The sequence below is a fragment of the Pseudomonas sp. TJI-51 genome (assembly GCF_000190455.2).
In the GTDB taxonomy this organism is placed as follows: domain Bacteria; phylum Pseudomonadota; class Gammaproteobacteria; order Pseudomonadales; family Pseudomonadaceae; genus Aquipseudomonas; species Aquipseudomonas juntendi.
In genome coordinates this window covers 16,390-27,564 of sequence record NZ_AEWE02000016.1, presented here as the reverse complement: position 1 = coordinate 27,564, position 11,175 = coordinate 16,390, and the positions used below count along the sequence as shown (strand labels likewise).

The following is an 11,175-nucleotide window of genomic DNA, read 5'->3' as shown; positions in this document are numbered from 1 at the left end:
TTCGCGGGCCCGCCCGCTCCCACAGGTACTTCCGCAGATTCAGAAGTTTGTGCAATTCCTGTGGGAGCGGGCGTGCCCGCGAAGATGCCGGCACAGGCTTACAACAGAGGACAGCCCCATGAAGTTCGAAGGCACCCGCGACTACGTCGCCACAGACGACCTGAAACTGGCGGTAAACGCGGCCATCACCCTCGAACGCCCGCTGTTGGTCAAGGGCGAACCCGGCACCGGCAAGACCATGCTCGCCGAGCAATTGGCAGCTTCGTTCGGCGCGCGCCTGATCACCTGGCACATCAAGTCCACCACCAAGGCCCACCAGGGCCTCTACGAGTACGACGCGGTCAGCCGCCTGCGCGACTCGCAGCTGGGCGTGGACAAGGTCCATGACGTGCGCAACTACCTGAAGAAGGGCAAACTGTGGGAGGCCTTCGAGGCCGAGGAGCGGGTCATCCTGCTGATCGACGAAATCGACAAGGCCGATATCGAGTTTCCCAACGACCTGTTGCAGGAACTGGACAAGATGGAGTTCTACGTTTACGAAATCGACGAGACCATCAAGGCCCGGCAGCGCCCGATCATCATCATTACCTCGAACAACGAAAAGGAGCTGCCCGACGCCTTCCTGCGCCGCTGCTTCTTCCACTACATCGCCTTCCCCGACCGCAGCACCCTGCAGCAGATCGTCGACGTGCACTACCCGAACATCAGCCAGGCGCTGGTCAGCGAGGCGCTGGACGTGTTCTTCGACGTACGCAAGGTGCCTGGCCTGAAGAAAAAGCCTTCCACCTCCGAGCTGGTCGACTGGCTCAAGCTGCTGATGGCCGACAACATCGGTGAAGCGGTGCTGCGTGAACGCGACCCGACCAAGGCGATCCCGCCGCTGGCCGGTGCGCTGGTGAAGAACGAGCAGGACGTGCAACTGCTCGAGCGCCTGGCCTTCATGAGCCGGCGCGGCAACCGCTGACAGGAGCCGGGCCATGCTGCTCAACCTGTTCAATGAAATGCGTGCGGCCAAGGTGCCGGTGTCGGTGCGTGAACTGCTCGACCTGCACCAGGCCTTGCAAAAGCACGTGGTGTTCGCCGACATGGACGAATTCTATTACCTCGCCCGCGCCATTCTGGTGAAAGACGAACGCCACTTCGACAAGTTCGACCGCGCCTTCGCCGCTTACTTCAAAGGCCTGGAAAACCTCGACCAGCACATCGAGGCGCTGATCCCGGAAGACTGGCTGCGCAAGGAGTTCGAGCGCTCGCTCAGCGACGAAGAACGCGCGCAAATCCAGTCGCTGGGTGGCCTGGACAAGCTCATCGAGGCCTTCAAGCAGCGCCTGGAAGAGCAGAAGGAGCGCCACGCCGGCGGCAACAAGTGGATCGGCACCGGCGGCACCAGCCCGTTCGGTTCGGGCGGCTACAACCCCGAGGGCATCCGCGTGGGCGAGGCCGGCAAACGCCAGGGCAAGGCGGTGAAGGTCTGGGACCAGCGCGAGTACAAGAACCTCGACGACCAGGTGGAACTGGGCACGCGCAACATCAAGCTGGCCCTGCGCCGGCTGCGCAAGTTCGCCCGTGAAGGCGCCGCCGAAGAGCTCGACATCGACGGCACCATCGACCACACCGCGCGCGATGCCGGGTTGCTGAACATCCAGATGCGCCCGGAGCGGCGCAACACCGTGAAGCTGCTGTTGCTGTTCGACATCGGTGGTTCCATGGACGCCCACGTCAAGGTGTGCGAAGAACTGTTCTCGGCCTGCAAGACCGAGTTCAAGCACCTGGAGTACTACTACTTCCACAACTGCGTGTACGAGTCGGTTTGGAAGAACAACCTGCGCCGCACCTCGGAGCGGTTTTCCACGTTCGATCTGCTGCACAAGTATGGCGACGACTACAAAGTGATCTTCGTTGGCGATGCGGCCATGGCGCCTTACGAAATCACCCAGCCCGGTGGCAGCGTGGAGCATTGGAACGAAGAAGCCGGGTACGTGTGGCTGCAGCGTTTCATGGAGAAATTCAGGAAGATCATCTGGATCAACCCCTATCCCCGGCAGGCTTGGGACTACACCGCCTCGACCCACCTGGTGCGGGAGTTGATCGAGGACAAGATGTACCCACTGACCTTGCAGGGGTTGGAGGAAGGGATGCGGTATCTCTCAAAGTGAGATAGAGAACGGGCTGCCACTTGCCAGCGGTCTGGCCTCTTCGCGGGCGCGCCCGCTCCCACAAGTATGGCGCAGGCCTGTGGGGGAACGGGCGTGCCCGCGAAAGGGCCCGCAGCCTTACAACCACCGGTCCAAGTATTGCTGCTGCTCCCGCCACGCTTCATCCTGCACCACCGCCCTGAACCCCACCTGCGCCCCCGGCATGCACTGCGCCAGTTGCGCCAGCGCCAGCGGCGTCAACGCCCCCAGCCGCGGGTAACCGCCAATGGTCTGCCGGTCATTGAGCAACACGATCGGTTGCCCGTCCGGCGGCACCTGCACCGCCCCCAGGGGAATGCCCTCGGAAATCATCGGCGCGCCCTGGTAGACCAGCTGCGGCCCCAGCAAGCGGATGCCCATGCGGTCGGCCCGGCTGTCCAGCGTCCAGTCACTGTTGAACGCCTCAAACAGGCTGGTACCACTGAAATCACCGATCTGCGCGCCCATCACCAGGTCGAGCACAGGCTTGTGGTGATAGCGCGGGCGCAAGGCATCCGGCACTTCACGAAGGGTTGCCGGCGTACCCGCAAAAGCCAGCCGCTGGCCTTTACCAAGCGCAGCGCCCTGGCCGTCTGTACCGCCCAGCGCTTCGCGCACCACGGTGGCACAGCTGCCCAGCACCGCCTCGCCGCGAAACCCGCCAGGCGCCGCCAGGTACGCCCGAACGCCCTGCTTGGGCTGCTTCAGGGCCAAGCGCTGCCCCGTGCCCAAAGCAAAGCTGCGCCAGGGCGCTACCGGCTGATCATCAACTCGCGCATCCAGGTCGGCACCGGCCAGCGCCAGCACGCAATCCTGCTGCGCCACCACACAGAAGCCACCCAGCGCGACCTCCACCACAGGTGCGGCCAGCGAATTGCCCAACAGCCAGTTGGCCCAGTACATCGCCACCCAGTCCAGCGCCCCGCCCTGGGTCACGCCCAGGTGCCGTACGCCGAAGCGCCCGGCGTCCTGCAACTGGCACAAGGCGTTGCTGGCCTCGATCGTCAACTGCTTCATCCTTGCGCCTCCACATCGCCGCCCAGGGCCAGAAACTCATCACGCGTAACCGCCACGAAGCGCACCCGGTCACCGGGTTGCAACAGGCTATAGCCCTCACGTTCATGGTCGAACAAACGCACCGGTGTTCGCCCGATCAGGTTCCAGCCCCCCGGCGACACTGCCGGGTACGCTGCCGTCTGGCGCTCGGCAATACCCACGCTGCCCGCCGCCACGCGCTTGCGCGGGGTGCTCAGGCGGGGGCTGGCCAGGCGTTCATCGACCAGGCCCATGAAGCCGAACCCGGGGGCGAAGCCCAAGGCAAACACCGGGTACTCGCGCTCGCTGTGCAAGCGGGCCACTTCACCCTCGGTCAAGCCGCTGCGGGCAGCCAGTACAGGCAGCTCCGGACCAACGCTGGCGTGGTACCACACCGGGATCTCGTGACGCCGGCCACCACTGCCGGCGTCAGGCTGCAAACCGTCCAGGGCCTGGGCGATCAGCGCCCTCGCCTCGGCCGGCGGCAGGTCGAAGTGCACCATCAGCGTGGTGTACGACGGCACCAAGTCCAGCAGGTGCTGGCCGAACGCTGCGCGCAAGCACTGGCTGGCAGCAAGCATCCACGGCATGTTGGCCTCGTCGATACGCTCGAACAGGCGCACCATCAGGCTGTCGACCGCGACCACTTCGATACGCAGCTTCATCATCGCTCCATGGCATCGAGGGCTTGGCGAATCTGCCGCACCGCTGCTACCGAACTGTCGTTGTCGCCATGCACACACAGTGTGCTGGCCGCCAGCTTCAAGGCACTGCCATCGTTCGCTACCAGCGTATCGCCACGGGCCAGTCGCTCGGCCTGCTCCACCACACGCGCCGGGTCGTGATGCACGGCGCCGGGCAGGCGCCGCGAGACCAGGTGGCCGCTGGCGGTATAGGCCCGGTCGGCGAATGCCTCGAACCACAGCGGCACGCCGATTTCATCGCCCAGCGCCTGGGCCGTACGGTTGTCGGCGGTGGCCATCAGCATCAGCGGCAGATCGCTGCCGTAAGCCGCCACAGCTTCCAGCACGGTGCGCAGCTTGAGCGGGTCGGCCATCATGTCGTTGTACAGCGCGCCATGCGGCTTGATATAGGCCACACGGCCGCCGAGCACCTTGCAGATGCCCTCCAGTGCGCCGATCTGGTAGTGCAGCAAGTCGCGAATTTCCTCGGGGCTGCAGGCCATGGACCGGCGCCCGAAGCCGACCAGGTCCGGGTAGGCCGGGTGGGCACCGATCGCCACCCCGTGCTCCAGTGCCAGGGCCACGGTGCGGCGCATGATGCCAGGGTCACCGGCATGGTAACCGCAGGCGATGTTGGCGCAGTCGATGTAGGGCATGACCTCGGCATCCAGGCCCATGCGCCAGCTGCCGAAACTTTCACCCATGTCGCAATTGAGTAGCAGGCGTTCCACCACGCGGCCTCCGTTGTTGTCGTGCATGTGCCTACCTTACCGCGCTTGCAACTGTTTGCCGCGTGTTTCCGGCAGGCTCAGCGCTGCAACGATCACCACGCCATAGGACACGGCAGAAAACACACCGATACCTAGGCCCAGCGGCACCTGCTGGCCGAGCAAGCCAATCAGCAACGGGAACAGCGCCGCAACGACTTTGCCGATGTTGTAGCAGAAGCCCTGCCCCGAACCGCGGATACGTGTTGGGAACAGCTCTGTCAGGAACGCGCCCATGCCACTGAAGATCCCCGAGGCGAAGAAGCCCAGCGGGAAGCCCAGCCACAGCATCACGCCATCGCTGACGGGCATCTGCGTGTACAGCAGCACGATGACGAACGAGCCCACGGCGAACAGGATGAAGTTCTTCTTACGCCCCAGCAGGTCGGACAGGTACGCACTGACGACGTAGCCCACATACGAACCAACGATCACCATCGCCAGATAGCCACCGGTTCCCAGCACGCTCAGGCCGCGTTCATTCTTGAGGAAGGTCGGCAACCAGGACGTGATGGCGTAGTAACCGCCCAGCGCGCCTGTGGTCAACAACGAGGCGCGCACGGTGGTCCAGAGCATGCCTGGGGCGAAAATCTCGTAGAAGTGCGACGGTGCCTCGGCCGCTGGCGTCGCCTTGGCCTGGCGGTAGACCTCCGGGTCCTTGACCAGGCGGCGCACGAAGATCACGAAGATGGCCGGCACCAGGCCCAACAGGAACAGTGCCCGCCAGGCCTGCTCAGGCGGCAGCCAGGAGAACAGCAGTGCATAGAGGATGGCGGTGAGGCCCCAGCCAATGGCCCACCCGGACTGCACCATGCCGACCGCCTTGCCACGGTCCTGGGCGCGGATCACTTCGCCGATCAGCACTGCGCCGGCGGTCCACTCGCCGCCGAAGCCGAAGCCGAAGCCCATCAAGGTTCGGGCGATCAGCAACTGCTGGTAGTTCTGGGCGAACCCGCAGAGAAAAGTGAAAAACGCAAACCACAGTACCGTCAGTTGCAGGGTACGTACGCGGCCGATGCGGTCGGAGAGGATACCGGCTATCCAGCCGCCCACCGCCGAGGCGATCAGCGTGCTGGTGTGGATCAGCCCGGCTTCGGTGGTGGTGATCCCCCACAGCATGATCAGCGTGGGGATGACGAAGCTGAGCATCTGGGTGTCCATGCCATCCAGGCCGTAGCCAATCTTGCAGCTCCAGAAGGTGCGCCGTTGCTGTGAGTCGATGTCGCGGTACCAGGCGAACGGCCCGGACGAAGGGGAACAACTGACCTGCTGCTGCACGCCGGTGGGGTTCATGCTTGCCTCGGCTTGTTGGTATTGTTGTATAGGCGACCTGTACTGTCGCGGCCTGGGCCAATGTTCGGAGCCCGCGCGCGCTGCGTCCAACGAGAAAAACCGCCGGTCTGGAACAAGAAAAACTGATCATGAACCTTCGCTTTCTCGAAACCTTTGTCTGGGTCGCCCGCCTCAAGAGCTTCCGCCTGACCGCAGACAAGCTGTTCACCACCCAGGCCTCGGTCTCCAGCCGTATTGCCGCGCTGGAGGCCGACCTTGGCGTGAAGCTGCTGCTGCGCGACTCGCGCGGCGTCAGCCTGACCCCGGAAGGCGGCAAGGTGCTGGAATACGCCGAACGCATGCTGGACACCGCCAAGGCCATGAAGCAATCGCTGGACAGCGACCGGGCCAAGGTCGGGCGAATTCGCATCGGGGTGATGGACACGGTCATCCACACCTGGATGAGTGCGCTGGTGGCGGAACTGACCGAGCGCTACCCACAGGTAGAAATCGAGCTGGTGGCGGACACTGCACTGAACCTGCGCGAGCAACTGCAAAAGGGGTTTCTCGACGTGATCCTGCAGACCGACCTGCTGCGCGAGCAGTCGATCCGCAGCCTGGATCTGGCGCGCTACCCGATGGGCTGGGTGGTTGCCGCCGGCTCGCCCCAGCACCGCGCTTTCGGCTCGCTGGCCGAGCTTGGTCGGGAGCGGATCATCACCTTCTCGAAGAATTCACGGCCGCACCAGGAGGTGCTGAGCCTGCTGCAGGGTGCCGGGGCTGACGCACCGCGGCTGAACTGCGTGAACTCGGTGGCGGCCATTACCCGGCTGCTACGCGACGGCTTCGGCATCGGCGCGTTGCCACCGGCATTGGTGGATGCCGAGCTGGACCGCGGCGAGCTGGTGTTGCTGGCGGGGGTGGAAACCCCGCCGCNNCGGGGGGGCGGCACCCGCCGCCGAGCCTGGAGCTGGTGGTGGCCTGGCAGACCGGCGTGGCGCTGGTGGATGAGGTAGTCGGGCTGTGCCGACAGGTGCTGGAGGGGTATGCACGGGACATGGGTGGGCAGCGGATCGTGCTGGTTTCCTAGGGGGTTGGCGTTGAGAACGCAGTGCCTGTGCTGGCGATCACCCTCAGCGCCAGCTCTCTTTCACCACCCGGCGCCGCCCCCCGAGGATCACCCAGCCAAGCCCCAGCAACAGGCTTTCGACCAAGAACGCCAGCACGAACCCTGCGCCAACACCCCAGCCGATGGCCTCGGGCACCAGCAGAATCTGGTAGCTATAGCCGTTGAGGGTTTCTTCACGCAGCTGCGGGTCGGCCTGCACCAGCACATGCCAGGTGCGTGCGGCCCAAGGCCCTTGCAGGGCCTGCCACTCGTTCTCCAGCAACTGGTTGCGGATCATCAGGCTTTCGATGCTGTTGGCGTCACTGTTGAACACCGGGTCATCACTGCTGCGGTAGTGCCGTAGCAAGGCCTGCAGGTCGCCATTGAAAAAGCGCTCGGCCGTCTGCTTGAAGCCGTCCAGCGCCTCGCGCGACTCGTACAGGTGCGCCTCCACCCGCTGGCTGTAGTCTTTCACCAGCCCCGGCACCTGAATACCGGCCAACAAGCCGAAGGTGAACAGCAGCAACCGCAGGTAACTTCTGAACATGCAGCGTCCTTAGCTCTGGCCGTGCGCCACACATTCACCGTGCCGCCACAGGGCCCATTGACCCGGCTCGTAGCGCTGCCAGGTCTCGTTCTCGGTCAGGGCCTCGGTGGCAATCACCGTGACCACGTCGTTGGGGGTGGTTTGCGTATGGAAGTCGACGATCAGGTCGACATCCTTCAAGCGTGCCGCACCAAACGGCGCACGCCGGGTAATGTGCACCAGCTTGGTCGAACAGAAGCAGAACAGCCAGTCACCGTCGCTGAGCATGCAGTTGAACACGCCCTGCCCGCGGTAACCGGCACAGGCTTCGACCAGCACCGGCAACAGCTGTTCCACCGGCACCGGCTCGGGGAAGGCGCTGCGAATGCGGTTGAGCAGGTCGCAAAAGGCCGCTTCGCTGTCGGTATCGCCTACCGGCCGATAGAAACTGCCCAAGCCCTTGAAGGCGCCCAACTGGCCGTTGTGCGCAAAGCACCAGTTACGGCCCCACATTTCGCGCATGAACGGGTGGGTGTTGGCCAGGCAGACCTTGCCGACGTTGGCCTGGCGGATATGACCAATGACCACTTCGCTCTTGATCGGGTAGCGCTGCACCAGGCTGGCTACCTCCGACTCGCTGCTGGCAGCCGGGTCCTGGAACAGGCGCAGGCCGCGCCCTTCATAGAAGCCGATGCCCCAGCCATCGCGGTGCGGGCCGGTGCGGCCACCGCGCTGCATCAGGCCGGTAAAACTGAAGACAATGTCGGTAGGGACGTTGGCACTCATGCCCAACAGTTCGCACATGGCTGTGTCTCCGCTTACAGACGGGGCTCGACCCGGCCATTTCCCCGGGGTGCCGCAGGTGGCGGGAGGTCACGGTAACGGTCGCTGCGCTCGGCGGCCAAAGGGGCCTGGGCGCCGAGCCGGTCATCTTCGGCCTGCTCGCGCTGGGCCGCGGCCTCAGCCTGGGCCCGCCGCTCGCGGGCGCGCTTTTCCAGCGGCCAGCGCAGCAATACGAAGAGGGCATACAAGGCAAAGGCGATCATGCCGTACATGGCAAAATCGGAAACTGCGCGCCAGGCATTGTTGCCAACCTTGAACGCCACATCCAGGGTGGTGATGGCGATGGCCGGGGCGAAGCTGTCCTTGACCGGGTCAACCACGGTCGGCGTCAGCAACAGCACCGCCAGCACCACCCGCAAGGGCTCGCGCAACCAGCGCCACATCCAGCCGGTCAGTTTGAAGCCCACCAGCAGGCAGCCCAAAGCGGCAACCGCGTACAGGCCCCAGGCCAAGGTGTAGTCGTTCTCGATCATGGTGTTCGTGCAAGCCAGGCAAAGAGGTGCCTATGATAAACACTTTTCCGGGCGCACACAGTGTTTGCCTGCGCCGGCCGCTTCGCAGCCGGGCCCAGGCCACCCCAACCAAGAGATCCTCGATGCCGACCAAGCCCCAACCGCCGATTGCCCATGCCGACCAGGCCGCCGACCCGTATGCCTGGCTGCAACAGCGCGACACCCCCGAGGTGCTCGCCTACCTGCAGGCCGAAAACGCCTACCAGCAAGCCTGCCTGGCCGACCAGGCGCCCCTGCGCGAGCAATTGTTCGAAGAGATCAAGGGCCGTATCCAGGAGACCGACCTGTCGCTGCCTTCACCCTGGGGGCCGTACCTGTACTACACCCGCACCACTGCTGGCGACGAATATCCGCGCCACTACCGCTGCCCACGCCCGGCCGACGACAGCAACACCGTCGATGAAAGCCAGGAACAGCTGTTGCTCGACCCCAACGCACTGGCCAACGGCGGCTTCCTGTCGCTGGGCGCGTTCAGTGTCAGCCCCGACCACCGCCTGCTGGCCTACAGCCTGGATACCAGTGGCGACGAGGTCTACAGCCTGTACGTGAAAGACCTCGCCAGCGGCGCGATCACCGCCCTGCCCTTTGAAGACTGCGACGGCAGCATGACCTGGGCCAACGACAGCCAGACACTGTTCTTCGCCGAGCTGGACGACACCCATCGGCCATGGCGCCTGTGCCGCCATACGCTGGGCAGCCCCGGTGCCGAGCGCGTGTTCGAGGAGCCCGACGGGCGCTTCTTCCTGCATTGCTACCGCACCAGTTCCGAGCGCCAGCTGGTGCTGCTGCTGAACAGCAAGACCACCAGCGAAGCCTGGGTGCTGAACGCCGAAACCCCACAGGCACCATTCGTTTGCCTGGCGCCACGTGTCGAGGGCCATGAATACTTCCCCGACCACGGCCAGCTCGACGGCGCGTGGTGCTGGTTTATCCGCACTAACCAGGACGGCATCAACTTCGCCCTGTATTACGCCCCGGCTACCGAGGTACCGGGCCGCGAGCAATGGCAGGCACTGGTGCCGCACCGCGAGGCAGTCATGCTTGAAGGGCTGAGCCTGAATGCCGGCGCCCTGACCCTGAGCCTGCGCGAAGGCGGCCTGCCGATCATCGAAGTGCGCCCGCAAGGTCTGGCGGCCTACCGTGTCGAGCTGCCGGATGCCGCCTACAGCCTGTACGTGCAAGACAGCCTGGAGTTCGCCAGCCCCCGCCTGCGCCTGCGCTACGAAGCACTCAACCGCCCGGCCCAGGTGCGCCAGCTGGAGCTGGCCAGCGGCGCCCAGGTGGTGCTCAAGCAAACACCGGTACTGGGCGCGTTCGATGCCGACGACTATGTCAGCGAACGCTTGTGGGCGACTGCCGCCGACGGCACCCAGGTGCCGATCAGCCTGGTGCGTCGCCGCCAGGACCTGGGCCAGACCGTGCCGCTGTACCTGTACGGCTACGGCGCCTATGGCGAAAGCCTCGACCCGTGGTTCTCGCATGCACGCCTGAGCCTGCTGCAGCGCGGCGTGGCCTTCGCCATCGCCCATGTACGCGGTGGTGGCGAGCTGGGCGAAGCCTGGTACCGTGCCGGCAAGCAGGCGCACAAGCACAACACCTTCAGCGACTTCATCGCCTGTGCCGAACACCTGGTCGCCCAGGGTGTGACGGCGCCCGACCGGCTGGCCATCAGTGGTGGCAGTGCCGGTGGCCTGTTGATCGGCGCGGTGCTCAACCTGCGCCCCGAACTGTTCCGCTGTGCGGTCGCCGAGGTGCCGTTCGTCGACGTGCTCAACACCATGCTCGACCCCGACCTGCCGTTGACCGTGACCGAGTACGACGAGTGGGGCAACCCTGAGGAGCCGGAGGTGTATGCGCGGATCAAGGCATATGCGCCCTACGAGAACGTGAAGGCCCAGGCCTACCCGGCGATGCTGGTGGTGGCGGGCTACAACGACAGCCGTGTGCAATACTGGGAGGCGGCCAAGTGGGTGGCGCGGCTGCGCACGCGCAAGACCGATGACAACCTGCTGTTGCTCAAGACCGAGATGGGCGCCGGGCACGGCGGGATGAGCGGGCGGTATCAGGGGCTCAAGGATGTGGCGCTGGAGTATGCGTTCGTGTTTGGCGAATTGGGTATTGCTTGAGATTGCCGGGGCGCTTTGCGCCCCTTTCACGACACAAGGCCGCTCTCATAGAACAGTACATAACTTATTGATTTAGCGGGGTCTTTGTGGGTGCGGGCGTGCCCGCGAACACCGGCGTAGCCGGTGCCA

Annotated in this window: 10 protein-coding genes and 1 pseudogene; 4 read left to right on the top strand and 7 right to left on the bottom strand. The window is 64.8% G+C overall.

Annotated features, from left to right (window positions below; genetic code table 11):
- The first annotated feature begins 118 nt into the window (after positions 1-118).
- Together G1E_RS04740 and G1E_RS04735 are read left to right on the top strand one after the other, a co-directional pair.
- The gene (locus G1E_RS04740) at positions 119-964 is read left to right on the top strand and encodes a MoxR family ATPase (RefSeq protein ID WP_009686786.1); all 846 of its coding nucleotides are present in this window, start codon (positions 119-121) and stop codon (positions 962-964) included.
- 13 nt (positions 965-977) lie between these two features.
- Positions 978-2,156, top strand: coding sequence for a VWA domain-containing protein (locus G1E_RS04735; protein ID WP_009686787.1), 1,179 nt, complete (start codon positions 978-980; stop codon positions 2,154-2,156).
- 117 nt (positions 2,157-2,273) lie between these two features.
- Here G1E_RS04735 and G1E_RS04730 read toward each other — a convergent pair whose 3' ends face one another.
- Genes G1E_RS04730 through G1E_RS04715 form a run of 4 tightly spaced genes read right to left on the bottom strand, consistent with a single transcriptional unit; the run spans position 2,274 to position 5,952 of the window.
- Entirely contained in the window at positions 2,274-3,191 is a 918-nt protein-coding gene (locus G1E_RS04730) for a biotin-dependent carboxyltransferase family protein (RefSeq protein WP_009686788.1), read from the bottom strand.
- Positions 3,188-3,874, bottom strand: coding sequence for a 5-oxoprolinase subunit PxpB (gene pxpB / locus G1E_RS04725; protein ID WP_009686789.1), 687 nt, complete (start codon positions 3,872-3,874; stop codon positions 3,188-3,190). Before pxpB ends, G1E_RS04730 begins: the two co-directional genes overlap by 4 nt.
- A complete protein-coding gene (locus G1E_RS04720) occupies positions 3,874-4,650 on the bottom strand; it encodes a 5-oxoprolinase subunit PxpA (RefSeq protein ID WP_009686790.1) in 777 nt (258 codons plus the stop codon). The genes pxpB and G1E_RS04720 overlap by 1 nt, the downstream gene beginning before the upstream one ends.
- Positions 4,651-4,659: 9 nt before the next feature.
- The gene (locus G1E_RS04715; RefSeq protein WP_009686791.1) at positions 4,660-5,952 is read right to left on the bottom strand and encodes an MFS transporter; all 1,293 of its coding nucleotides are present in this window, start codon (positions 5,950-5,952) and stop codon (positions 4,660-4,662) included.
- Positions 5,953-6,080: 128 nt separating this feature from the next.
- Between G1E_RS04715 and G1E_RS04710 the strand changes: the two are divergent.
- Positions 6,081-7,021: pseudogene (locus tag G1E_RS04710) on the top strand (LysR family transcriptional regulator).
- Positions 7,022-7,064: 43 nt separating this feature from the next.
- Here G1E_RS04710 and G1E_RS04705 read toward each other — a convergent pair.
- From G1E_RS04705 to G1E_RS04695, 3 genes are read right to left on the bottom strand one after another with little or no spacing between them, the layout of a single operon-like run.
- Positions 7,065-7,586: a DUF2937 family protein gene (locus G1E_RS04705; protein ID WP_009686793.1), complete on the bottom strand. Its 522-nt coding sequence runs from the start codon at positions 7,584-7,586 to the stop codon at positions 7,065-7,067.
- Between the two features lie 9 nt (positions 7,587-7,595).
- On the bottom strand, positions 7,596-8,369 hold the full coding sequence (locus tag G1E_RS04700; RefSeq protein ID WP_009686794.1) for a class II glutamine amidotransferase: 774 nt from the start codon (positions 8,367-8,369) through the stop codon (positions 7,596-7,598).
- Positions 8,370-8,383: 14 nt separating this feature from the next.
- Complete coding sequence (locus tag G1E_RS04695; RefSeq protein ID WP_009686795.1) at positions 8,384-8,881, bottom strand: hypothetical protein; 498 nt, start codon at positions 8,879-8,881, stop codon at positions 8,384-8,386.
- A 122-nt stretch (positions 8,882-9,003) separates the two neighbouring features.
- Here G1E_RS04695 and G1E_RS04690 point away from each other — a divergent pair, with 122 nt between their 5' ends.
- The gene (locus G1E_RS04690; RefSeq protein ID WP_009686796.1) at positions 9,004-11,046 is read left to right on the top strand and encodes a S9 family peptidase; all 2,043 of its coding nucleotides are present in this window, start codon (positions 9,004-9,006) and stop codon (positions 11,044-11,046) included.
- The last annotated feature ends 129 nt before the right edge of the window (positions 11,047-11,175 follow it).

Excerpts from the sequence above, each read along its gene's own strand:
- G1E_RS04740 (WP_009686786.1), top strand. The coding sequence starts at position 119 with ATGAAGTTCGAAGGCACCCGCGACTACGTCGCCACAGACGACCTGAAA.
- G1E_RS04715 (WP_009686791.1), bottom strand. The coding sequence starts at position 5,952 with ATGAACCCCACCGGCGTGCAGCAGCAGGTCAGTTGTTCCCCTTCGTCC.
- G1E_RS04690 (WP_009686796.1), top strand. The coding sequence starts at position 9,004 with ATGCCGACCAAGCCCCAACCGCCGATTGCCCATGCCGACCAGGCCGCC.
- G1E_RS04730 (WP_009686788.1), bottom strand. The coding sequence starts at position 3,191 with ATGAAGCAGTTGACGATCGAGGCCAGCAACGCCTTGTGCCAGTTGCAG.
- pxpB (WP_009686789.1), bottom strand. The coding sequence starts at position 3,874 with ATGAAGCTGCGTATCGAAGTGGTCGCGGTCGACAGCCTGATGGTGCGC.
- G1E_RS04720 (WP_009686790.1), bottom strand. The coding sequence starts at position 4,650 with ATGCACGACAACAACGGAGGCCGCGTGGTGGAACGCCTGCTACTCAAT.
- G1E_RS04705 (WP_009686793.1), bottom strand. The coding sequence starts at position 7,586 with ATGTTCAGAAGTTACCTGCGGTTGCTGCTGTTCACCTTCGGCTTGTTG.
- G1E_RS04735 (WP_009686787.1), top strand. The coding sequence starts at position 978 with ATGCTGCTCAACCTGTTCAATGAAATGCGTGCGGCCAAGGTGCCGGTG.
- G1E_RS04700 (WP_009686794.1), bottom strand. The coding sequence starts at position 8,369 with ATGTGCGAACTGTTGGGCATGAGTGCCAACGTCCCTACCGACATTGTC.
- G1E_RS04695 (WP_009686795.1), bottom strand. The coding sequence starts at position 8,881 with ATGATCGAGAACGACTACACCTTGGCCTGGGGCCTGTACGCGGTTGCC.